Raw genomic sequence first — 21601 nt, 5'->3', positions numbered from 1 at the left:
GATTGCAACCTGCATTTTGCCTTGACGCACTCTCGCGAGGGTAGGCGCCACTTCAGTGTAGATCCGAATCGTCAAGCATCGGCGGCCAGAGGTTTCGGGACTTTCCACTCGGAAAGCATCCGGGTCGACTGGTCTGGCCTCCCGAAGAGATAGCCCTGCCCTGTCTCGCATCCGAGCCGATGTAGCACGTCGGCCTCCAGTTCATTTTCGACTCCTTCGCCAACAACCTGCAGGTTCAAGCCGTGCGCCAGCGAAATGATCGCTCGGACGATTTCCAATACGGTCGGATTTCCGTCCATGCGCCGGACAAAAGACTGGTCGATCTTGAGCTTGTCGAGAGGAAGATCGGCAAGGTAGCTCATCGATGAGTAGCCGGTCCCGAAGTCGTCCAAGGCAATGACCACTCCGGTTTCGCGAAGCGCTCGCATCTTTGCGATAGCGCCCCCCCTTGATCGAGGAACGCGGATTCCGTCAGTTCGAGGCACAGGCGGGAAGAGGGAAGTCCGCTGCCGGACAAGGCTTGCCTTACATCGGCCTCGATGTCGGATCGCTCGAACTGAAGCGCCGAGACGTTGACGGCAACACCGAGGTCACCAGGCCACGCGGCCGCCTCGGTACAAGCTTCGAACAGCGTCCAGCGGCCGATCTCGCAGATCAAGCCGGAGGATTCGGCGATCGGGATGAATTCGGCCGGCGATATCAAACCGAACTCGGGATGGTTCCATCGGATCAGGGCTTCCGCACCTAAAAGGCGCCCGCTCGCCAACTCAATCTGCGGCTGGAACAGCAGGAAGAACTGCCGGTCCCGGAGAGCGTCGCGCATGTCCCGCTCCAGCCGGCGCGACCGGGCCTGGCGAACGGCGACAGACGGATCGAAAGAAGACCACCGCCTGCCTGGCGCGGCCTTTGCGGCATCCAGAGCGGATTCGGCGGCGTTCAGCAGGGCGCTAGGGGCCGCCGTGTCGCCTGAGCGAGATATTCCGAGGTAGACCGAGATCGGCAAGGCCGCGCCGGTGAGTTGTACAGGCTCCTCGAACAGAGCCAAAAGACCATCGGCAAAATCTTCGATGGGAAGCGCATCTGTCGCGGCGGTGGCGATGCCAAAATGGTCGCGGTCCAACCTTGCCAGCAAATCACCGGCGAATGCATTCCCAAGCCGCACTGCCACGGCTTTCAGGACCTCGTCGCCGACGTCGCATCCAAGCGTGGCGCAAAGGTAGGAGAAACGTTCGATATTCAGCACCGAGACGCAGCTCCCACCCTCAAGGCTTGCTAGTCGATACGCGAACTCCCGACGATTGAGCAGCCCGGTGAGCTCGTCCCGCTCGGAGAGCGTCTTCAACCGCTCTTCATAATCATATCGGGCGGTGATGTCCCGTATGATGAGGCAACCGGCAAATCGCGATCGCGCCGTGGCTAGATGCGCATCCGGCTGTTCAATTGGCGAAATCGTGACGGAGGCCTCGTAATACCCAGCCTGCGCGGCGAAATCGACAAGGGCAGTGTGCACCTTGCCCGGTTCGGCCTCGTGCTCCGAGACCAGCCTGCGCACGATGTCGATAACCGCGGTCTCCGTGCTGCCGAGAAGCGAGGCGCCGATCTCGGCTCGCAGCACCGCCTTTGCGGATTCGCTCGCCTCGACGATCCTTAGATTGCTGTCGAATGCAACGACACCGTCCGAACTGTCGGCGATGATCCTTCTCATCAGCCGTCGGGTGTTTCGAGCCTCGGTATTGGCGATGGCGACAAGCATGCGCCCGAGATCGACTCGTTCGTTCAGAGCGAGCATCCACGCAAGCAGCAGCGTCAACCACGGCACCGCCGTTCCGACCAGGATCGCGTACCGCCACTGCAGCAGGAATGCGCCGATCTCGCCGACGGCAACTATGGTCAGTGCGACCGCCATCATCGTGACTAGGCTGGTTGAACGGCTGCAGACGACGCCGACGATCAGCAAGGCAGCAAACAAGAGTTCCAGCGGAATCTCATCGACCATTCTGAGGAAACGGTTCTGGAGCAACGTCTCCGACGCGAGCACGTGAATGAGCGGGCCGGCGATTGCGCCGTAGACGGGAACGGCGAAAATGTCTTTCAGCTCGGCTGCCGATGCTCCCACCACGACCGAGCGGTCTCTGATTGCCTCGGCCGGGACGGTCCCGTTCAGCACGTCCGACAAGGAGAATGTCGGAACGGTGTCGGGTCGTATCGAGTAGTCGATCAGCAGAGAACCGGAACTGCCGTCGATCCTGCCAAGGGCTGCTGCGGCGGATTGGATGGGGTTGCCATCGAGCTGGCTTCCCAGATCGAAACGGCGGACGATCCCGTCTGCATCCATCGCGACATTGGCGAATGCAGGCCAGGCATTCTGAAGGAGCTGCGGGATTGGTCTCGTCACCGCGGTCTCAGACAATGACGCCATCTCCTGCTGCCGGAACACCGGCAAAAGAACCCCTCCTCCGGATCTCGCCAGCGCCGCTGCAAGAAGCTCGTCCTCCTCAGTGCTGGAGAATGCGCTGAAATCGACGTCGAGGAAGACGTCCTTAACGCCTGAGGCGACCAGCTTGTCGAGCAGTTTCGCGTAGATGCTCCGCGGCCAGGGCCATGTCCCAACGGCGTCGAGGGAGTGCTTGTCGATCGCAACGAAGACGACGTTGCCGGTGGCGGTGCGAGGCGCCCATTGGAAGCGCTTGGCAAAAAGGCTGTTTTTGATGCCCTGGATGATGCCGACGCTGGATCCCGCCACCGGCAGCGCCAGCATTGCGGCGATCAGCAGAAGCCGAACCGTGATCGTGCCGATGCCCTTGGAGAGATAGTCCCCAGCCGCCTTCCTATCTCTCACTTGTCCTTGCCTTTACCGTTTCCGCCGGAGTTGCCGTTACCATTGCCACCGCCGTTGTTGTCGCCCTTGCCGCTGTTTCCATTGCCATTGCCGCCGGAATTGCCGCTGCCATTCCCATTGTTACCGCTGTCACCGGAATTGCCATTGCTGCCGTTTCCTCCGGAATTGCCATTGCCGCCGCTGTTGCCGTTTCCGTTGCCACCGGAGTGGCCGTTGCCATTCCCATTGTTACCGCTGTCATTGGAATTGCCGTTGCCACTGCTGCTACTGGAATTGCTGCTGCCATTGCCATTGCCGCTGTCGTCAACGTCGCTGGCGCTGGAACTGGTGTTTCCGCTCGTTGCCGAAGAACTGCTCGTGGCGTCGGGGGTGGCGCCGGCGAGTTTCGTGGTGCCGACGGCGGGAATCTGGGCGACCGACGGCGCGACCGAGGTGATTGCGGGCTTTGATAGCCGGCCCGCCACCGTCATGCCGGCCTTCTTGTCGACAGTCGCGCTCTGACCCGGCGCCACATTCGACCGCTGGCCGCTGGCGAAGGAGGTGACCTGGACTAGGCCGCGATCGACGGAGACGGAAGCTTTCGCCTTACCGACGGTCACGTGAAAGATCGTTCCCTTGACTACCGCCGCGAGATAGGGCGTCTGTACTGTTGTATGCGGCTGGCTTCGCTTCTCGATTTCAAGGTCCAGCGCACCGACCTGCTGGTAGATCTGCGTCTTCATGACAGCGGATTCGTTGGTGGTGATGGCGGCAACCGTGTTTGGCTGGAAGGTGACGCTCTCCACCCCTCTGGAAAGCTGAACTCGCCCCCGCGGACCAGTCGAAACCCATGCCCGGTTGGGGACCACCTCGCCGGCGCGCAAGTCCAGCCAATTCGTCCTGTCGACGGTATACTTCACCTGATCCGTCGCCTTGACGATCCGCCACTCGTCGGCAGCAGCAAAGACGGCTGTCGGCAGCCAGATCAGTGCTGCGGTCAGAATTCGAAATATTGTCGACATGAATGCTATCCCTCGTCCTTGGGACAAGTGAAGCATGTTCCAATTAAGAATGATTATAAAACTGGGTGATGATTCTAGGAATTGTATGATGAATGCCCGGACGCTCGGCCGGAGGAATCGCAGATCCGCCAGGCCAACGAGGGGTGGGCAACGACACCAATCAAATTATGGCGCTCGCGTTGTCAACGCGGTGGCTCCGCCGCTTGGAAGTCCAGGCCGGGAACCATGTGCATTTCCAACTCCTTACCCATTCACTGAGCGTTTGCGTCGTGCAGCCCAGCTTGGCGGCGATCGAGGAAACCGGTGCCCACCGCGAGGAATATTCCCCTTCGTGATCCAAAACAATGCGTTACACCGCATAAGCTGTAAGAAGGACGCTCGATCCATGAGCTAAATTGGGCGTCACGCGTTTTAGTGACATCCGCCGAGCCGCGGCTCGCGTTTGCAGAGCGAGGCGACGGACCATCTAGTGGAAATTCGTGGCTTCGACTGTCAGGGTATCGATATGCAGTGCCCTGACGACGTTGTCCCTCGCCAGCGGTTATCGAACGGGCAGGCCGGGTTTGTCGGCGAAGGCACACAGAGACAGATAGGCCATTCCAGAAGTTGGCCTTGAGTTCAGGGCGATCCGACGACCGCCCATTCGAACCGTCGCCGGTGACCTATTTGGCAACGTGCCACACTCCTCCAACGCCATCGCCGTTGGCTTCGCCGGCTTTCTTATCCTCGACAAAGGTGTAAAGCGGCTTACCCTCATAGGCCCACATTTCTTTGCCATCCGCAGCTTTAACCAAAGACCATTCGCCTTCCGCCTTGGCCTTGGCTCCAGCGTGGAACGCCGGCCACTTCTTCAGGCAATCGCGATCGCAGTTGGATTGGCCCTTTGTATCTTTGTCGAAGGTGTAGAGCACCACGCCTTTTTCGGTGGCCAGGACCTTGCCCATTTTCGTCTCGACCATCTTGGCCGGCTGGGCCGCCAACGCAGACCCGGTCAAAGCAGTTAGCGCACCTAACACGCCACATTCTCCGAACTGCGGCTCAGATCCGCAGCAGCACACTGGCGACGGCGCCATTTATCTCGCGCTTCGTGTGCCGTGAGAAGCCACGGGATGCAGCGACCCCACCTGTCCCGGTAAACGTTGCATTACGTTTGCGTGATTTATTAATTCGTTTGGATACATACTTGTTGGCGATCCGGCTGTGCGTCGGAAATTGGGGGGCCTTCAATGCATCGTCCGAGTATAAAATCCAGCCTGCTCCTGATATTTGGCAGCATAGCGCTGCTTTTCGGCATTGTCGCATATCTTGCGATCGATGGTCTAAGCAAGACGAACGGGTCCACCGAAGAAATCGCGACGAAATGGTTGCCGAGCGTACAGGCTTCCCGGGTGATCAATCTCAACATGGCAAACCTGCGCCTCGCTTACCGCGATCACGTCATCGCACAGACGGAAGCTGACAAGAAATCGCGCGAAGAGGCCATCACCGTCGCGGAGGATACGGTTCGCAACTCGATAGATGCTTATCTTCCATTGGCGTCATCGGACGGCGAGCGCCAGTTGATCGCCGGAATAAGAGCAAACTTCGAGAGTTACATCGCCGGCAGGCCGCAGCTTCTCGCCCTATCCCGCGCAAACAAGATAGGTGAAGCCGGGCAATATCTCGGCGGAGAGATGCGGACCTACTCGGATAAGCTGAAAGAACTGACGGCGTCCCTGGTTGAATTGAATGTTATCGGCAGCAAACAGGCTGCCGACGCGAGCAAGACGACCTACGCGTCGGTGAAGTTCTACCTCTTTGCCGCGATTGGTCTCGCAGGCCTGCTCGTCGTCGGCGCGATTGCCTTTGTGCTGACAGGCGTCGCCAATCCCGTGACCCAGATCACAGCCTCGATGAGGCGACTGGCCGAGGGCGACACCGGTTCCAACATTCCGTTCGCCGGTCGTGCAGACGAAATCGGTTCCATGGCGAGCGCGGTGGAGATCTTTCGCCAGGCCGCTATAGCAAACAAGCGAATGGAGGTGGAAGCGGAGGAAAACCGGAAGCAAGCGGAGGCTGATCGCATCGCCGCCCAGCAACAAGCAGAATCCGATGCCGCCGAGCGTTTACGCGTCGCCACATTGGGTCTCGCTGCCGGCTTGAGGCGGCTTGCTGCAGGCGATCTTGCCTTTCAGCTCGATGAGGCGTTCGCTCCCGATTTCGAGGCCCTGCGCCGCGACTTCAACCAATCTGTCACCCAACTTGGTGGAGCGTTGAAGTCGATTTCCAGCAGCATCACCACCATCGATGATGGCACTCGCGAAATCTCTTCCGGGGCAGGCGATCTTTCAAAGCGTACGGAACAGCAGGCCGCCTCGCTTGAAGAGACGGCCGCAGCACTGGAAGAGATTACCGCGAACGTGGCGAATTCGAGCAAGCGCACCGAAGAGACCCGTAAGGTGGCCACGGAGGCGAACCGAAGCGCTGCGATGTCTGCGGAAGTCGTTTCCCACGCCGAAGAGGCAATGGAACGCATCGAGACCTCGTCGCGACAGATTTCCAACATCATCAGCGTCATCGATGAAATCGCATTCCAGACCAATCTTCTCGCGCTCAATGCGGGCGTGGAAGCGGCGAGAGCCGGCGAAGCAGGCAAGGGTTTTGCCGTCGTAGCCCAAGAAGTGCGCGAACTTGCCCAGCGCTCAGCAAGCGCTGCCAAGGAAATCAAGGGCTTGATCCTGAACTCCTCGAAAGAGGTGGAAAACGGTGTCAAGCTCGTGCGCGACACCGGCCAAGCTCTCACGACCATCGGCAGCTTCATCACGCAGATCAATCAGCACATGGATGCGATCGCAACCTCTGCCAAAGAGCAGTCGGTCGGCCTGAGCGAAGTCAACATTGCAGTCAATCAAATGGATCAGACAACGCAACAGAATGCGGCCATGGTAGAACAATCGACGGCCGCTTCCACCTCTCTCGCTCAGGAAGCCCAGAAACTTCGCGAGCTCGTTGGCCAGTTCAGGCTCGATGACGCCGTCTCAAACCAGTCCGCGATTCTTCGCTCGACGGCGAAAGCAATGGCTCAACCTGCCGCTGGCGCAACCGTCCGGCTTGCCTCGCAGCGACGTTGACATCTCTACCCCGTGCGGCCAACTACCGGGGCTCTTGATGGGAGCAGAATATGAGACCGTTTCGACGTCTGGAGAGCGAGTTCTACCCTGGTGAGCTTTACTCATCGGTGGGGCGCGGCGATGCTGCGTCCCACCCTAAAAGAAAGCCATTTGTTTGTTAGGTTCATTACCTTGGCGCGGCCTAGGGGAGACTGTGAACGCGTCGTTGGTGTCATTTCGCTCGATTGGCCCAAACACGCCAAGGCCGCGCCGTTCAAGCGTAACGATCAGATGCTGGACATCCTGCCTATCGGTGTGATGCACTTCCCGGGCACCGGCATTCAGGGCAATCTCCCCGACAAGGCGAAGAAGCTCGGTATCCCTGTCTGTGAGCGCCTCCCCCTCCTAACGATCGAACTGAGTCAATTGACACAGCCCGCAGCCGCCGAGGTCACTCGGGCGACGCCGCCCGCACGTCGACAGTTCACCGATCGGCGCCATTGAATTCCTGCACACGCAAAGCGCCGAGATCGCATGCTGCCACACACCGGAGGTTCACAGCCCGCGTCTCCGATCCGTCGGGGCCAATCCCCTCTGCAAAGGGCTGCACCCCCAGGTTTTGCAGAACCTGTGAGCGAGCTTGTGCGTATTGAAGGTGTAGGTTTCCAATGCGCTCTCGTCCGCTTTCAGCTGGAAACTCAACGCGGGAAAGAAGGACAAAAGGAAGCCTTTTCTCCGGCAATGAGAGCAATTGCAACTGATCGCACTGTCTGGAAGGTCCGCTTCAACTTCAAATGACACTGCACCACAGTGACAACTTCCTTCATATCTAAGCTCTTGAAAGGATACGAACCGCGGCCCTGTAATATGGATGAAGTCTAACCGAGTTTTCGTAGCTCAATGATAGGGAATCGCTCGCGTGTTGATCGAAAGCGGTTGGCGATATAGGTTCCGCACGCGAGTCTTGGAATGGAAGCTAAGAGGAAGTTTCATGCCTACCGGTACAGTCAAATTTTTCAACGACGACAAGGGATTCGGCTTCATCACGCCTGACAATGGCGGAACGGACATGTTCGTTCACGTGTCTGCTTTGCAGCGTGGCGGTTCGCTGAAGGAGGGTGACAAGGTCAGCTTTGAAGTCGGTCAGGACCGCAAGACCGGAAAGTCCAAGGCCGAGAAGGTATCCGTGCTCTGATCCTGGGGCGACCGCATTCTGGCTGAAGCTCAATGAAAATTCCTGCTCTTTACCTTGAGGGCGTCAATGTGAAGGTCAGAAATTTATCCCGAGCCCGATACTATGCCGAGCGACTTCCCTAAAGCCCGAGATTTCCGCTAATCCGGGATTATAAGCTCGGCATAAATCCGCATTCGATCTGCTGTCTACTTCGCTCCGCCCTACGATCAATCGGCGAGAGATTGAGTCGTCGAAATTGGCTTTGAAAACGTTCGCAATTGGCGGGCAAGGTTTCGCAATCCACGCCCGGCGTTCGGCTCGCCCTCATATCTGCAGATAACGTGCAGATGGGCATGAAAAACATGCTGGCCACCGGCTGAGCCGACATTCCAGCCAATGGTGAAACCATCAGACTTGAATTCCGCGCGGTAGCGCTTTGCTTCCGAAAGCATTTCTCCGTTGGCAACACACCATCTGCAATTTGTTACACTCATCAGGTTCGTCTTCTATCCAGCCCGTATTTATTGTGCATACATACCGGTCATGAGTGACGCCGCCAATCCATCGACTACTCGAAATCAGCCCGCAGCCTTTGTCGCGGGGGCAATCATAGGCACTCTTGGAGGTCTGATTGGGCTGGGGGGCGCGGAATTCCGTCTCCCGATCCTCATCAGCCTGTTCAACTTTGCGGCGCTGGAAGCCGTCATCCTGAACAAGGCCATGAGCCTCGTCGTCGTGGCGACAGCGCTGCCGTTCCGTGCTGGAACTATCTCCTTTGGAACAATTGCAGATCACTGGGCGATTATCGCCAACCTCCTTGCCGGAAGCCTGATCGGAGCCTGGTTCGGCGCAGGATGGGCGACACGTTTGAGGTCGGAGACGCTCTACAAAGTCATAGCAGCCATGCTGATCATCATCGCTGTGGTGCTGGTTCTCGGTCATGATGCGACCGCCGGGCAGCCGTTGGTGACTGGAGTAGCTCAGCTTATTGGTGGCGTGATCGCGGGCTTCATCATCGGTATTGTCGCAGCCTTGCTTGGCGTGGCAGGCGGCGAGCTGCTGATCCCGACGCTGGTGTTGTTGTTCGGTGCGGATATCAAACTGGCTGGCAGCCTCTCTCTTGCAGTCAGTCTGCCCACCATGCTTGTCGGCTTCACACGGTACAGCCGCGATCAGAGCTTCTCGGTCCTTGGCGGTAACAAAGCGTTCCTGCTGATTATGGCAGCAGGCTCGATAATCGGGACCTTTGTCGGCGGGCTGCTTCTTGGCCTTGTCCCGAATTCCGTACTTCTGCCAGCGCTAGCGGTGATTTTGCTGATATCCGCAATTAACGTATGGCGGCACAGCTAGCCGATAGAGATTCCCTGTTCATTCGCCGCGTCAATGGGCGTCGGCGTCGTGGCGTTCCTGAAGATCAGCCACGACCTTCGGCGATCCACCCCGGAAACGGGTCTCCGGACAGAATGATATCGCGGCTTTAGCGATCGATGATTCCTAAGGATCAGAGTTTATCGAGGAAAGCCAAGAGTTCGTCGCCAGCCCGGAAGCGCCCATGCGAGAGATCATTGTACGGATCGATCTTGGCAAGAGCGGCCTCCTTTGGCCGAGCCACAACGAGATCACCGTGCTGTCCACGCCTGCATCCAGCAGTTCCATTGCGGCGCTGTGGCGAAGGACATGAAGTGATATCCGCTTTGATCGTAAAGACGGACAGCCCTTGGACGCCGCCAAGACGTATTTTGCCAGAAGGTACTGCACCGCATCGGGGCTCATCCGCTCACCGTGAATGGTCGGAAAAAGAGCATTCGAGTTCCGCATGGGCGGTTCGTCCAACCACGCTTTGAGTTTTGCATTGAGCATCTTGGTGATCGGCGTGGTCCGCTCCTTGCGACCTTTCCCGAATGTGTGCGCCCATTCCAATAGTGACGGCGCTTCGATCAAGCCCGACGAGTACGGAAAGGCGCATCTTGTCGGTACAGCCGTCAGCATCAGGACATAGTCCCGCCGCCCAACCCAAGTTCGCAGATCAGGAGCCGCGAGGATCGCTTTGATCTCGTTGCGGGTGAGGAATTGCACCTCTCGGTTCGACCCGATCTTCCCAGGGATGGCAAGGACCCGCTGAATTTGTAGCAGGAAAGAGGCTTCGAAAACGAGCCCACCAATCATCGAGGAGCTTTCATTAGGCAGGAAAGCGCCAAGAGCGGTCCTGTCGGCGATCTTGCGTTCTTTTAGAACCTTGACCGTCTTCATGATGTTCGGCGCAGGACCCTGCTGGCCGATGACCATCGAACGAGGGTGAGCAATGTGTTAATCGTCCTGGAAGGCACGAGATTAGAACGGACGCATCGATGGCTGGGTCGGGTGGTGAACGCATATCTCGCAAGCTCGCGGCGCTGGCGGCCAAACGCCGCCGAGGCCGGCGGGCTGTCGAATGGGACTGCACAAAAGTCGAGAAAACTCACTGAGGGATGAGGCAATGGACGAAGATCATACGAAACGCATGATCCTTGAATTCCTGAGGAAGCACACCTTGGCGGTCATTGCGACATGCCACCGCAACGGAACGCCGGAGGCGGCTACGGTCGACTTCTCGGTGCGGGACAATCTTGAGATCGTGTTCGACACTTTCAAAGACACACGGAAGTTCAACAATCTCGCGGAGCGTCCCGGCGTCGCATTCGTTGTCGGATGGAACGACAACATCACGGTTCAATACGAGGGTGAGGCAACAAGTGTTCGTGCCGCAGATATCGAACAATACCAGGAAGCCCATCTCAACAGCGTTCCGGCCGAAAGGGAGTTCATCGAGAGAGGAGCAGTGATGTTCAAAGCAACGCCGCGGTGGATTCGATATTCCGATTTCAACAAGGAGCCTCCCGAGCTGATCGAGATTCAATTCTGACAGCCGCAACGGCTTCGGGTCTCGACACGGCGATGCACATTCTCGAAGCCTACATGCAGCGTGTTGCTGACGATATGATTGATGTCATTCGCCATGAGGGTTGCCTTGAATGCATCAGGGACCATCCGCGTTACGAAGAGTTGTTTCCACTTGGCCTATATGTTTGCGAGCAGTGATGCGGGGTCAGCCCAATTGGCACGATGGCATTGGGCCGACGGCCGCTTTGGGCCGAACCCGGTCTTCCAACGCATTCAAACTATGCCGAGCTTTCAATCCTGGATTACCGGAAATCGGGATCTAGGGAATGGGCTCGGCATAGTCTCGGGCTCGGTATAAGTCCCCTTATGCCGAATTCGGCATAACGGAACATAGATATCGCGCGTCTTCACGGCAGCCCGATCCCGGGCATCGGGACTGCCCGGCGAGCCATGGGCGAACTCATCGCCGCGACCGGTCGGAAGCTTGAATGCTTCATCACGATCCGCCAAAGCCGACAGGTCGCCGGAGAGATCGAAGAGCTGCTGGGCGACAAGGTGCACAACCTCGCCTTCCCGTTGGATGCGTCCGTTGATCGCCATCATGCTCGATCCCAGCACCACACGCCGGCGTCGCTCGAACAGTTTTGGCCAGACGACGACGTTCGCCGGGCCGGTCTCGTCTTCGATCGTCAGAAACATCACGCCCTTTGCTGATCCGGGTTTCTGCCGGACGAGAACGAGGCCGGCCGTCATCAGCCAGCGACCGTCCCGGGCAGACATCGCCTCCTCGCAGGTGACGATGCTGCGCGCCGTAAGGTCTTTGCGCAGGAACGCGATCGGATGCTGGCGCAGAGTAAGACCCGTGTGGCTATAATCCTGGATGACATTGTGCCCATCCGTCATCTGCCGCAGTGCAACATCCGGTTCCCGCTGCTCCGCGATCGACTTGCTCTCGCGCTCGGATGCCGCGGCAAATAATGGCAGCGGCTCGTCACGCAGTGCCTTGATTGCCCAGAACGCATCGCGGCGCTGCAGGCCCAGTGACGGCAAGAAGGCATCGCCCTCAGCCAGTTCCACCAGCGAAGCCGCCGGTACGCCGGAGCGCCGCCACATGTCGTCGACACTGTCGAAGGGCTGATCGGCGCGGGCGGCAATGATTCGGGCGGCATCGACCGCTGCAAGTCCTCGCACCAGCCGCATGCCGAGCCGGACGGCGTGACGATCGCTGCCTTCGATCTGTTCCAGCGTGCAATCCCAACGTGACCGATTAATGCAGATCGGGCGGATTTCGACGCCGTGATTCCTGGCATCGCCGACGATCTGGGCGACAGCGTAAAAACCCATCGGCTGGCTGTTGATCAGAGCAGCGCAGAACACGTCCGGGAAATGGCATTTCACATAGCTCGAGGCGTAGGCGATGAGGGCAAAGCTCGCTGCATGGCTTTCCGGAAATCCGTAGGAGCCGAAGCCTTCCAGCTGCTTGAATGTCTTTTCGGCGAATTCCGGCGAATAGCCGTTCCGGATCATGCCCGAGACCAGCTTCTCCTGGAACCGCGACACGCCGCCGGTGACCTTGAATGTCGCCATCGACTTGCGCAACTGATCGGCTTCGCCGCCGGTAAAGCCGGCGCAGACCATCGCCACCTTCATGGCGCTCTCCTGGAAGAGCGGCACGCCAAGTGTCTTGCCGAGAACTGCCTCCAGTTCGGGTGTTGGATATTCAGGCTTCTCCTTGCCCTCACGCCGACGCAGATAGGGATGCACCATGTCACCCTGGATCGGACCAGGTCGGACGATCGCCACCTGGATCACCAGGTCATAAAAAGTCTTGGGCTTCATCCGGGGCAGCATCGACATCTGCGCCCGGCTCTCGATCTGGAAGGTACCCAGCGTGTCGGCCTTGCGGATCATCGCATAGGTCTTGGGATCCTCCTGCTCGATGCCGGCAAGATCAATCGGTCTGCCCTTCTGCTCTTCGATCAGCCTGAACGCTTTTGACATGCAAGTGAGCATGCCGAGCGCCAGGACATCGACCTTCATGAATTTCAGCGCCTCGACGTCGTCCTTGTCCCATTCGATCACCTGCCGATCGGCCATGGACGCAGGTTCGATCGGCACGAGATCATCGAGCCTGTCATGGGTCAGCACGAAGCCACCCGGATGCTGGCCGAGGTGGCGAGGCGCCCCCATCAGCTGCTGCGCAAGCTGCAAGGTCAGCGCCAGCCGACGATCATCCGGATTGAGGTTGAGCTCTCGAAGGTTCCTTTCGTCCGCCATCTCGGCCGACCAGGACCACATGCCCGATGATAGCGCCTTGATCATGTCCTCCGGCAGCCCGAGCGCCTTGCCAACATCGCGGATGGCGCCCTTGGCGCGATATTTTGTCACCGTCGCACAGAGCGCCGCCTTCTGATGCGTATAGGTCTTGTAGATCCATTGAATCACCTCTTCGCGCCGTTCGTGTTCGAAGTCGACATCGATATCCGGTGGCTCGTCGCGTTCCTGGGAAACAAAGCGCTCGAACAGAAGATCGTTGGTCTCGGGATCGATCGATGTGATTCCGAGGATATAACAGACAGCAGAGTTCGCAGCCGAGCCCCGCCCCTGGCAGAGAATACCCTGCGAGCGGGCGAACCGGACGATCGAAAACACCGTCAAAAAATAGGGGGCGTATTTCATGGTGCGGATGAGGTCGAGTTCATGCCGGACGACTTTCAACACCTTTGGTGGCAGGCCTTCAGGATAGCGCTGCGGCACGCACTCCCAGACGTAATGCTCAAGCGAAGCCTGCGCATCCTTGCCCGGCACGATCGCCTCTTCCGGATATTGATAGGTCAGTTCTTCGAGCGAGAACCTGCAGCGATTGACGATTTCCATCGTCCGCGCCAACGCTTGCCGATAGCGGGGAAACAGCCTCTCCATTTCCTCCGGCGGCTTCAGGTAGCGATCGGCATGGCGTTCCCGCTCGAAGCCGACATCGTCGATCGTGGTCCTGGTGCGGATGCAGGTGACGACATCCTGCAGCTGCCGCCGCGAAGGCTCATGGAAGAGCACATCATTGGTCACCACCGTCTTGACCTTGAAGCGGTTGGCCATGTTCGACAGTTCGTACAGCCGCATCTGGTCGTTCGGCCGCCGGCGAAGCGATAGAGCGAGATAGGCTCGGTCCTCGAAAATCTCGGCCATCTTCCTCAGCTGCACGGCGCAGGTCTCGTCCGGCAGATCGGGAACGAGAATGCCGATGAGGCCTTCCGCATAGAGCGTCACATCATCGAGATGCAGGATGCATTTGGCCTTGCCGCCCCTGCCCTTGCCAAGCGTCAGCAATCGAGTAAGGCGCGAATAGGCGGCACGATCGGTGGGGTAGACGAGGATCGACATGCCATCAGCCAAATCGAGCCGACAGCCGACAACCAGCCGGAGGCCAGTGGCGCGCGATGCTTCCAGTGCCCGGACGATGCCGGCCAGCGAGTTGCGATCGACGATGCCAAGCGCCTGGATGCCCAGCAGCTTGGCCGTGGCAAACAGCTCGTCGGCCGAGGATGCTCCCCGGAGGAAGGAGAAATGCGTCGTCACCTGAAGCTCGGCGTAGCTCATGCGAAGATCCCATGCAGGAACCATTTGTGCGAGCCGGTCGCGGCATCGACACCGTCACCGGAGCGAAAAATCCAGAATCGTTCGCCGCTGTCATCCTCGACGACGAAGTAGTCCCTTACCGCATCGAATTCCGCGCCCCGCGTCCACCACTCGCCGAAAATCCGCTCCGGCCCGTCGGCGCGTTTCACCCGCCGGCGCTTGCCGCGCCAGGTGATCGAGACCGGCGGATGATCCGGCAGGAGCGCGATTACCTCGACGAGCTCCGGCTGGACGAGCAGCCGAACCGGCCGCGGCCAATGCAAGCTCCATGACGTTCCAGTTTCTTCAGCAACGGCGTTGACACGCTGGACGCTGCGTTCGGGCACATCGCTGGCCACTGGCGCCACGCGATAGACGCGCTGGCCGCGATTGCCGATCACGTCGATCAGCGGGGCGATATCGACGACCTCCTCCTCAATCAGCGAAGACGCCCTCTGTGTTTCGATGAGCGGTTCGGACATGACGGCGACGAGCGAGAGTTTCTCGATACCGAAACCCGGTTCGATCTTCTCGATCCGATCCTTTAACAGCTTCGTCAGCCAGGCGACGTCGCGGGCGGGTTTTGCGGTACCGGTGCGGATCGCCTGCATCGTATTGTCGACCTTGTGGACGATCAGATCCGTGCGGCGAACGCCAAGGCCCTTCTTTTGAAGCGCTTCGCAAAGCTGGACGACCAGGCGCGAGACATATTTGGCGATGGTCTCTGGCGCGCCGATCGGCTCGGCAAAGGCGCGGCTGATCTCGATGGTGTCCATCGAGCGGATTGGCTCGATCGGTTCCGGCAACCGTCCATAGATCTGGTCGAGGCGCCGGCCGATCTCTGGGCCGAAGCGAAGGGTCAGCGGTGCACGCGGCGTAACCGACAGCTCGCCGATCGTCTGAAACCCGAGTGTCCGCAGGCTGGCAACGATCTCGGGAGGTAGCCTGAGCGAGGCGATCGGCAATCGCTCGACGAAACGTGCTGTCTCGCCACGCGGAACGATCACGGTCGCGCGCTTGCTCACCCGAGCGAGCGCATGGGCCGCACCCCAGTTGTCGGCAATCGCAACGCGCGCCGTCAGACCCCGGGCATGGAAACGGTTGACGATACCGGACAACATCAGGTCTTCGCCACCCTGCAGGTGATCGGCGCCTTCGGTGTCCATGACGATGCCGTCCGGCGGATCAACCGCGACAACAGGGGAATATTGCGTCAGCGCCCACAGCGCCAGCCGTTCAAGAGCTGCGGTGTCGGCGTTCACTTCAGCCTCGACCATCTGCAGGCCCTGGACGAGCGCTTGTGCCTTGGCGGCCGGCATATTGACATGAATACCGGCTTCGCGCGCCTTGTGATCCGCAGCCGTGATCCAACGCTTCGAGCCGCTTTTCGCGACGACGACAAGTGGGCGCTCAGCCGACAATTCGCCGGCGCCAGCCGTCCGTCTGATCCTCTCGATCGCGAGATCCGGGAGATAAATGGATACGACCCGTGGCATCGCACGCTCCTACGATAAACTCTGCGCACTCACCCGCTTTCACCCGCATCAGCTCAAGCAGCCACCTCGGACGTCCGACGCCCGTAACTGGCAGCTCCTCCGATGGCAGCACACTCACCCGCCACCTGGACGTCGAGGCCGTCGGTTGCCCGAAATCCGAAGCCTCCGTCTGCCGCCGCCATCGGCGGACAGCCAAACCCAGCGTGCCCTTCTTTTCCGCCGCAAGCTGCAGCCGTCTGGAGGCGACCATCGGCAGGCGAACGATCTCGCCGACGACGGCGCCCAAGCCGCCATAACCAAGGCCCTCCTCCATGGTCGCAAGGACATCCTCTTCCTTGTCGGCTTCGGCAAAGACCACACGATCGGGATGAAGACCTGCCTGCGCGAGCGCCGGGAAAAACAGGTCGGGACGCGTCAAACACCAAAGGATCTGACCCTTTGTCCGGGCCGCGATCCCGGCAACGAAAAGCGCTGCCGCTGCCCCATCGACTGTTCCCGATCCGCCGCCCGCAAACTCATGCAAGGCGCCGTAAGCAAGGCCGCCGCCTGGCAGCACTGCATCAATCTCGGAAACCCCGAAGGCAAGGCAGCCGGCCTTTCTCGCAGCACCCCTTTCAAACGAGGCGATGCGGTCGCGCAGATCGGAGATCACCCTGTCGCGGGCAGCAGTCATCGTTCACGAACCTCCTTTCAGGTCGTGTTGGAGTATCGACGTCATGTCGTTCAAATGCGGATGTTCCTTATCTGTTCCCCGCTGCTCCAAGAGTCAAGCAACCGGAAATAGGAATTTTATCCCCCAATTTTAGCAGGCCGGCAGATTCGCGTGGCGAATCATGGCTATGGGTCGCCTTGTCGATTTCCCGGCCCCGTACAAATTTTTGCCGGGGCCACAGTCTGATCATCGACGGCTTGGCATTCTGCAAATCTGTCAGCTACGATGCTAGCGGTGTTCAACGGAAACGGTCGCAGCTCGATGTGCAATCTGTACCGCATGGAAGACAAGGACTGGGTTGCCAAGTGGGCGCAGGACGCCGACAGCCTGATCAACCTGATGCCAGCCTACCAGATGAACCCGAACGAGACAGGACCGATCGTGCGCAACACCGCCGACGGTCGCAAGCAGCTCGTCCATGCGCGGTGGGGCCTGCCGTCGCCACGCTTCGCCCTCGAAAAGGAGGCCGAGAAGAAAGCTGCAAAACTTCGCGCCAAGGGCCAGGAGGTGGATTTCGAAAGGCTTGTCCGCGAGCAGCTCGACAGTGGGACGACGAATGTCCGGAAGCTGAATTTCCCGCATTGGAAGAGATGGTTCGGGGTCGAGAACCGCTGCCTCGTGCCCGTCACGAGTTTTGCCGAGCCTGATCCGGCGAGCAAGCAGGAAGGCGGGAACACGCCGAATGCCTGGTTTGCGCGCGACGAGAGCAAGCCGCTCATGTTTTTCGCGGGCCTCCATGTTCCTCAATGGACCAGCGTGCGAAAGGTCAAGGACGGGCAGACGACGGATGATCTCTACGGCTTTCTGACGACCGACCCGAACGCGATCGTCAAGCCAATCCATGACAAGGCCATGCCGGTGCTGCTGCTGACGAAAGAGGAGACCGATGTCTGGATGAGGGCGGCATGGGACGAAGCTAAGGCGCTTGCCCGGCCGCTGCCAAACGATGCGATCATCGTGACCTCGCGGGAACCCTATGGAGCCACCATCATCACGAAAGCTGGGGAACCTGTCGCGCAGCCGACACTGTTTTGAATGTCTTGCGCACAGTGGGAAAACGAGCGCCTGGCAGGATTATTGCGACGGGCAGCGGTCGCTGGACCACGCCTTCAAGCGGCTCGCCAAGCCGGTGAAACGGGCCGCTTGAGCCTGCGGCCCGTCAGAGATCGTATCGCCGGTCGAGTTCTCGCAGCCCCGCGTGAACCTCATCGATCGAAATTGGTTCGGGCGTGCCTGGAAGGTGACGCAGCGCCGGTTTGGAATCGACGGCATAATAATCCGATGCCCAGGCGGCGAGGATTGTCCGTTTGTCATCAACGGAAAGTGCCGGTGCCCTCACCACATCGATCGGCCGCCGAAACTGCAGACCCTGGACCAGAACCGCTGGCCCCATCGCCATCACATTGCTGGCCACCTGCTGCAACATGTTGTCCATCATCGGTCACCCTCATCGCACGTGTGGATCTCTATCGCGCCGCGATCGAGACGCGGCTATTGCGTCGGTTGCCGGCGCCAGCAGATCGTGTTTTTCGGCAAAGGCTGCAAACAGGCCGCGCGCGGTTTCTGCTTCGATCTCGCCGCGCAACGCAGCACTGCAAGCCTTCAGCGCAACTGAGTGCGCGGTATCCCTCAGCGACGCCGGCCATTCGGAGAGATGCCGGTAGGCGTCCATCACGCCGCGGACCTGTGCCGGAAAACCGAGGCCGACAAGGATCGTTACAGGCTCTTTGAACATATCGGGTTTCATCGTTTTCCTCCTTCCAACCCGGGAACGCCAACGGGCGCCGCCACAGCGGCGCCTACCTCGATGGATTTTGATCACGCAGCCTTCTGCGCTTCGATCTGTGCCGGAGCAGCCGGCGATGCGAGAACAGGCTCGCTCTGGATGTCGATCTTCCGCGGCTTGAGCGCCTCGGGGATTTCGCGAACGAGTTCGATCGACAGCAGCCCGTTCTTCAGGTCCGCCCCATTCTCCCGGACATGGTCGGCGAGCTCGAACCGATGCTCGAACGGCCGGCCGGCGATGCCGCGATGCAGGTAGCCTTCCGCGGAAGCTTCCTGCTTCTTGCCGGTGACGGTCAGAAGGTTGGACTGGAAGGTGACTTCGAGATCGCCCTCGGCAAAGCCTGCCACCGCGATCGAAATCCGGTAGTGGTCATCGCCGGTCTTGACGATGTCATAGGGCGGCCAGTCACTGGTCGAACGGGCGCGCTGAGCGTTTTCGAGAAGATTGAAGACCCGGTCGAAGCCAACGCTCGAGCGGAACAGCGGTGCGTAGTCGTAAGATGTTGCCATAGCCATATCCTCCTTGAAGCAACATGGGTACGGGATCGCCGAAAGCGGCGCTCCCAGCAAGGCCAGCCCTGTTACCAGCGGCTGGCGGCAATCGATTTGGTTTTTGAGATTTCCGGATTCAAGGGCGCTCGCAGAAAAAATTTTGCCTTGTCCTTAGCTCTGCGTTAGCGGCTCAATCGAGCGCATAAACCGCGGCATTATTCTGGACTTCGCGCAAGCCTTTGTAGGAGGCCTGACGCAAATTGCCGTCGTCGTCCCGCCGCGGATCTCGATCTCGGCAATGAGCGTCGGGGGCGAAGACGTAGTTCTTGCCCTCAACGGCACGACGCGCGTCCGCGTCTCAGCAGATGGTTCGCAGCGCCCATCGGGCGCGCAGGGGATGGGCGACGCCTGCGCCGCCCATCCCCACAGAAAAAAGTTTCGATCTTCTGCACTGTGAGGTATTCATCACAAATCCAAAAGCGCCTGTTTAGCTTCGACGCGTCAATCCCCGGAGTTGCAAAACATCGGGTCGTTCCTCCGGTCCCTGTGCAAAGACCTCGCTGATCCCGTGCGATAGTGTCGTCTGATTCCATAGATCTTGAACAACGAAAACCAAGGAATGGCGCATGTTTGCAATCGTCGGGGCCGCCGGAAGAGTCGGCTATTCAACTTCATTGGCCTTGCGCAAGGCGGGCCAGCCTGTCAGGGCGATCCTTCGGGACGCGACAAAAGCAGCGCGGCTGCGTGAGATTGGGTGCGAGATTGCTCTCGCCGATCTGCAGGATGCGGGCTCCCTCGCCCAAGTGATCGACGATGTAGACGCCGTTCAACTCATCGTCCCGGTGTCGCCGACGGCGCCCGATCCAGCCGGAGATATGCGCCGATCGATCCAAGGTATTGCCAAGGCACTCGACCAGGCGCGCCCAAAGCGGGTGTTAGCCATTTCCGACTATGGCGCGCATGTCGCCGATGACATAGGGATGCCCAGCGTTTTCCGTGAGCTCGAGACGCGACTTACCCAGATCGATAGCCACTTGCTTGTCCTGAGATCGGCAGAACATGTGCACAATTGGAGTCGCGTTATTCCACGGGCGGTTGCCTCCGGCGACTTGATGACCTTTCAAGATCCGGTCGATATGACGCAACCAACGATATCGGCCCAGGATCTGGGCGTGATTGCTGCCGATCTCTTGCTGCGTCCCGACAGTGGAAATAACCTGGAGGTTATCCACGCTGAAGGACCACGCAGATATAGCGCCAGCGATGTTGCGACGGCGGTGAGCCAATTATCGGGCCGGCTGATTCACGCAAGGGCGGTACCTCGCTCGCAATGGAAGGAGGTATTCGAGCGGACCGTGCCAGCGACCCTAGCCGACCTCCTGATTAAAGCCAACGATGCCAAGAACATGGGTGGCTTGATCGACATCGAACCGAACGCCGGCGAGGTTCGCCGCGGCACCACGGAGCTGATCGACGCGTTGCGGCCGCTTTCTTCACCTGAGTAATGTCACCTCAGAAGTGCCGAAGGTCGAGCAAGCGACACCCAAGCCTCAAGCGGGGTCAGCCGGTGTGACCTGTTCATCGCCAGTTCATTCAGTAGGTATAAGCATCTATGCTAGAAGGCGAATGCACCCAAGGGGAATGTCATGGGACTTTTCGACGGTTTGGGCAGTATCGTCAGCGGCGTCTTGAACGACAGACCGGTCAACCTTCTGGTTGTCGCCGAAGACGTTTTCCAGAATGCCGGCGCACTCGATGGCATTCTCACGAAACTCAATCAAAGCGGGCGTGGCCATCAGGTGGCTTCCTGGATCGGCACGGGCGATAGTCTGCCAGTGACCGCGGATCAGATCCGCTTAGCGCTTTCGTCCGAACAGCTGCAGGCTCTCGCCACCAAGTTTGGCATCGTTATTACCAAAGTGCCCGAGCTTCTCGCCGAGCACCTTCCGACCGCCATCGATCAAGCAAGTCCGAACTACCGTCGTCCACGTCCTGACGCAGCGGCGGAAGTGAAGACTGCCACCGTCAACATCACATCGAGGCCATCCCATGTTGAAGAAACTGCTTCTGCCCGCCGCGGGCTCGCTCCTTGCAGCGTTCGTTCTGTCGTCGCCGGCGCACGCCTTGACCATGAAGGAATGCAGCACGAAATATCAGGCAGCGAAGGCCGACGGTTCTGCCGCCAACGTAAAGTGGAACGATTTCCGCGCCAAGTTCTGTGGAGCGGACGCTGCCGCTGACGATAAGGCCGACGAGGCGGATGTCGCTAAGACAACCGACAAAGAGCCGGCGAAGCCGACGACCATGGCGCCGAAAAGCGTCAAGTTCCCGAAAGCGGTCGACAAGAAATACTCTAGTGAGACGCCGGCCAAGGGCCGCCTTCACACCTGCGTCGACGCCTATCACGCCGCCAAGGATGCTGGATCGCTCGGAGATCTGAAGTGGATCCAGAAGGGCGGCGGCTATTGGAGCCTCTGCAACACGAGCATCAAGGCCGCTGGCTGATCGAAGCTGCCTT

General features: G+C 59.4%; 18 protein-coding genes and 4 pseudogenes. 9 read left to right on the top strand and 13 right to left on the bottom strand.

Annotated elements, in window-relative coordinates; all coding sequences use genetic code 11:
- Positions 1 to 71 precede the first annotated feature (71 nt).
- The 3 genes and pseudogenes from J3O30_RS32270 to J3O30_RS32260 all read right to left on the bottom strand — a co-directional run bounded on the left by J3O30_RS32270 (position 72) and on the right by J3O30_RS32260 (position 4913).
- Positions 72 to 2839, bottom strand: a pseudogene (locus J3O30_RS32270) (EAL domain-containing protein).
- Positions 2836 to 3840 (bottom strand): FecR domain-containing protein, encoded by a 1005-nt coding sequence (locus J3O30_RS32265; RefSeq protein ID WP_207586123.1) that lies wholly within the window; start codon positions 3838 to 3840, stop codon positions 2836 to 2838. The pseudogene J3O30_RS32270 and the gene J3O30_RS32265 overlap by 4 nt, the downstream one beginning before the upstream one ends.
- Positions 3841 to 4502: 662 nt before the next feature.
- Entirely contained in the window at positions 4503 to 4913 is a 411-nt protein-coding gene (locus J3O30_RS32260) for a hypothetical protein (RefSeq protein ID WP_207586122.1), read from the bottom strand.
- A gap of 153 nt (positions 4914 to 5066) precedes the next feature.
- Between J3O30_RS32260 and J3O30_RS32255 the strand changes: the two genes are divergently transcribed.
- Together J3O30_RS32255 and J3O30_RS32250 are read left to right on the top strand one after the other, a co-directional pair.
- Entirely contained in the window at positions 5067 to 6950 is a 1884-nt protein-coding gene (locus J3O30_RS32255) for a HAMP domain-containing methyl-accepting chemotaxis protein (protein ID WP_207586121.1), read from the top strand.
- A gap of 120 nt (positions 6951 to 7070) precedes the next feature.
- Positions 7071 to 7433, top strand: a complete 363-nt coding sequence (locus J3O30_RS32250; RefSeq protein ID WP_207586171.1) for a hypothetical protein — start codon at positions 7071 to 7073, stop codon at positions 7431 to 7433.
- Here the strand turns inward: J3O30_RS32250 and J3O30_RS33585 are convergent.
- Positions 7414 to 7796, bottom strand: a pseudogene (locus tag J3O30_RS33585) (GFA family protein). The gene J3O30_RS32250 and the pseudogene J3O30_RS33585 overlap by 20 nt on opposite strands.
- Positions 7797 to 7920: 124 nt before the next feature.
- Here J3O30_RS33585 and J3O30_RS32245 point away from each other — a divergent pair.
- On the top strand, positions 7921 to 8124 hold the full coding sequence (locus J3O30_RS32245) for a cold-shock protein (protein WP_207586120.1): 204 nt from the start codon (positions 7921 to 7923) through the stop codon (positions 8122 to 8124).
- A 206-nt stretch (positions 8125 to 8330) separates the two neighbouring features.
- On the opposite strand, the gene J3O30_RS32240 is transcribed toward J3O30_RS32245, so the two are convergent.
- The gene (locus J3O30_RS32240; protein ID WP_207586119.1) at positions 8331 to 8597 is read right to left on the bottom strand and encodes an HIT domain-containing protein; all 267 of its coding nucleotides are present in this window, start codon (positions 8595 to 8597) and stop codon (positions 8331 to 8333) included.
- Positions 8598 to 8646: 49 nt separating this feature from the next.
- On the opposite strand from J3O30_RS32240, the gene J3O30_RS32235 reads away from it, so the two are divergent.
- Positions 8647 to 9453, top strand: a complete 807-nt coding sequence (locus J3O30_RS32235) for a sulfite exporter TauE/SafE family protein (RefSeq protein ID WP_207586118.1) — start codon at positions 8647 to 8649, stop codon at positions 9451 to 9453.
- A 144-nt stretch (positions 9454 to 9597) separates the two neighbouring features.
- Here J3O30_RS32235 and J3O30_RS32230 read toward each other — a convergent pair whose 3' ends face one another.
- Positions 9598 to 10353, bottom strand: a complete 756-nt coding sequence (locus tag J3O30_RS32230) for a tyrosine-type recombinase/integrase (RefSeq protein WP_246762927.1) — start codon at positions 10351 to 10353, stop codon at positions 9598 to 9600.
- A 226-nt stretch (positions 10354 to 10579) separates the two neighbouring features.
- Between J3O30_RS32230 and J3O30_RS32225 the strand changes: the two genes are divergently transcribed.
- Entirely contained in the window at positions 10580 to 11005 is a 426-nt protein-coding gene (locus J3O30_RS32225) for a pyridoxamine 5'-phosphate oxidase family protein (protein WP_207586155.1), read from the top strand.
- A gap of 269 nt (positions 11006 to 11274) precedes the next feature.
- Here the strand turns inward: J3O30_RS32225 and J3O30_RS32220 are convergent, their stop codons facing one another.
- From J3O30_RS32220 to J3O30_RS32210, 3 genes are read right to left on the bottom strand one after another with little or no spacing between them, the layout of a single operon-like run.
- Complete coding sequence (locus tag J3O30_RS32220) at positions 11275 to 14580, bottom strand: error-prone DNA polymerase (RefSeq protein WP_207586117.1); 3306 nt, start codon at positions 14578 to 14580, stop codon at positions 11275 to 11277.
- On the bottom strand, positions 14577 to 16094 hold the full coding sequence (locus tag J3O30_RS32215; protein ID WP_207586116.1) for a DNA polymerase Y family protein: 1518 nt from the start codon (positions 16092 to 16094) through the stop codon (positions 14577 to 14579). The genes J3O30_RS32220 and J3O30_RS32215 overlap by 4 nt, the downstream gene beginning before the upstream one ends.
- A complete protein-coding gene (locus tag J3O30_RS32210; protein ID WP_207586115.1) occupies positions 16009 to 16767 on the bottom strand; it encodes an ImuA family protein in 759 nt (252 codons plus the stop codon). The genes J3O30_RS32215 and J3O30_RS32210 overlap by 86 nt, the downstream gene beginning before the upstream one ends.
- 300 nt (positions 16768 to 17067) lie before the next feature.
- On the opposite strand from J3O30_RS32210, the gene J3O30_RS32205 reads away from it, so the two are divergent.
- Positions 17068 to 17841 carry an SOS response-associated peptidase gene (locus J3O30_RS32205; protein WP_207586114.1) on the top strand — a complete coding sequence of 258 codons (774 nt, stop codon included), beginning with the start codon at positions 17068 to 17070 and terminating at the stop codon, positions 17839 to 17841.
- Positions 17842 to 17965: 124 nt separating this feature from the next.
- Here J3O30_RS32205 and J3O30_RS32200 read toward each other — a convergent pair whose 3' ends face one another.
- The 4 genes and pseudogenes from J3O30_RS32200 to J3O30_RS33580 all read right to left on the bottom strand — a co-directional run.
- On the bottom strand, positions 17966 to 18244 hold the full coding sequence (locus tag J3O30_RS32200) for a hypothetical protein (protein ID WP_207586113.1): 279 nt from the start codon (positions 18242 to 18244) through the stop codon (positions 17966 to 17968).
- Between the two features lie 9 nt (positions 18245 to 18253).
- Positions 18254 to 18553 (bottom strand): DUF982 domain-containing protein, encoded by a 300-nt coding sequence (locus J3O30_RS32195; protein ID WP_207586112.1) that lies wholly within the window; start codon positions 18551 to 18553, stop codon positions 18254 to 18256.
- Between the two features lie 71 nt (positions 18554 to 18624).
- Positions 18625 to 19101: an Hsp20 family protein gene (locus J3O30_RS32190; RefSeq protein ID WP_207586111.1), complete on the bottom strand. Its 477-nt coding sequence runs from the start codon at positions 19099 to 19101 to the stop codon at positions 18625 to 18627.
- Between the two features lie 172 nt (positions 19102 to 19273).
- Positions 19274 to 19392 (bottom strand): annotated as a pseudogene (locus tag J3O30_RS33580) (ATP-dependent DNA ligase); the annotation flags it as partial.
- A 317-nt stretch (positions 19393 to 19709) separates the two neighbouring features.
- Between J3O30_RS33580 and J3O30_RS32185 the strand changes: the two are divergent.
- The 3 genes and pseudogenes from J3O30_RS32185 to J3O30_RS32175 all read left to right on the top strand — a co-directional run bounded on the left by J3O30_RS32185 (position 19710) and on the right by J3O30_RS32175 (position 21588).
- Positions 19710 to 20588 (top strand): NAD(P)H-binding protein, encoded by an 879-nt coding sequence (locus J3O30_RS32185; protein WP_207586110.1) that lies wholly within the window; start codon positions 19710 to 19712, stop codon positions 20586 to 20588.
- Between the two features lie 141 nt (positions 20589 to 20729).
- A pseudogene (locus tag J3O30_RS32180) lies at positions 20730 to 21011 on the top strand (YidB family protein); the annotation flags it as partial.
- A 121-nt stretch (positions 21012 to 21132) separates the two neighbouring features.
- Positions 21133 to 21588: a hypothetical protein gene (locus tag J3O30_RS32175; RefSeq protein WP_207586109.1), complete on the top strand. Its 456-nt coding sequence runs from the start codon at positions 21133 to 21135 to the stop codon at positions 21586 to 21588.
- Positions 21589 to 21601: the final 13 nt, after the last annotated feature.

It is taken from the genome of Rhizobium sp. NZLR1, from assembly GCF_017357385.1.
Lineage (GTDB): Bacteria > Pseudomonadota > Alphaproteobacteria > Rhizobiales > Rhizobiaceae > Rhizobium.
This window is presented reverse-complemented; position numbering and strand designations above follow the sequence as displayed.

Excerpts from the sequence above, each read along its gene's own strand:
- J3O30_RS32175 (WP_207586109.1), top strand. The coding sequence starts at position 21,133 with ATGTTGAAGAAACTGCTTCTGCCCGCCGCGGGCTCGCTCCTTGCAGCG.
- J3O30_RS32205 (WP_207586114.1), top strand. The coding sequence starts at position 17,068 with ATGTGCAATCTGTACCGCATGGAAGACAAGGACTGGGTTGCCAAGTGG.
- J3O30_RS32265 (WP_207586123.1), bottom strand. The coding sequence starts at position 3,840 with ATGTCGACAATATTTCGAATTCTGACCGCAGCACTGATCTGGCTGCCG.
- J3O30_RS32260 (WP_207586122.1), bottom strand. The coding sequence starts at position 4,913 with ATGGCGCCGTCGCCAGTGTGCTGCTGCGGATCTGAGCCGCAGTTCGGA.
- J3O30_RS32250 (WP_207586171.1), top strand. The coding sequence starts at position 7,071 with ATGCTGCGTCCCACCCTAAAAGAAAGCCATTTGTTTGTTAGGTTCATT.
- J3O30_RS32245 (WP_207586120.1), top strand. The coding sequence starts at position 7,921 with ATGCCTACCGGTACAGTCAAATTTTTCAACGACGACAAGGGATTCGGC.
- J3O30_RS32230 (WP_246762927.1), bottom strand. The coding sequence starts at position 10,353 with ATGAAGACGGTCAAGGTTCTAAAAGAACGCAAGATCGCCGACAGGACC.
- J3O30_RS32210 (WP_207586115.1), bottom strand. The coding sequence starts at position 16,767 with ATGACTGCTGCCCGCGACAGGGTGATCTCCGATCTGCGCGACCGCATC.
- J3O30_RS32235 (WP_207586118.1), top strand. The coding sequence starts at position 8,647 with ATGAGTGACGCCGCCAATCCATCGACTACTCGAAATCAGCCCGCAGCC.
- J3O30_RS32200 (WP_207586113.1), bottom strand. The coding sequence starts at position 18,244 with ATGATGGACAACATGTTGCAGCAGGTGGCCAGCAATGTGATGGCGATG.
- J3O30_RS32195 (WP_207586112.1), bottom strand. The coding sequence starts at position 18,553 with ATGAAACCCGATATGTTCAAAGAGCCTGTAACGATCCTTGTCGGCCTC.
- J3O30_RS32255 (WP_207586121.1), top strand. The coding sequence starts at position 5,067 with ATGCATCGTCCGAGTATAAAATCCAGCCTGCTCCTGATATTTGGCAGC.
- J3O30_RS32225 (WP_207586155.1), top strand. The coding sequence starts at position 10,580 with ATGGACGAAGATCATACGAAACGCATGATCCTTGAATTCCTGAGGAAG.
- J3O30_RS32215 (WP_207586116.1), bottom strand. The coding sequence starts at position 16,094 with ATGCCACGGGTCGTATCCATTTATCTCCCGGATCTCGCGATCGAGAGG.
- J3O30_RS32240 (WP_207586119.1), bottom strand. The coding sequence starts at position 8,597 with ATGAGTGTAACAAATTGCAGATGGTGTGTTGCCAACGGAGAAATGCTT.
- J3O30_RS32220 (WP_207586117.1), bottom strand. The coding sequence starts at position 14,580 with ATGAGCTACGCCGAGCTTCAGGTGACGACGCATTTCTCCTTCCTCCGG.
- J3O30_RS32190 (WP_207586111.1), bottom strand. The coding sequence starts at position 19,101 with ATGGCAACATCTTACGACTACGCACCGCTGTTCCGCTCGAGCGTTGGC.
- J3O30_RS32185 (WP_207586110.1), top strand. The coding sequence starts at position 19,710 with ATGTTTGCAATCGTCGGGGCCGCCGGAAGAGTCGGCTATTCAACTTCA.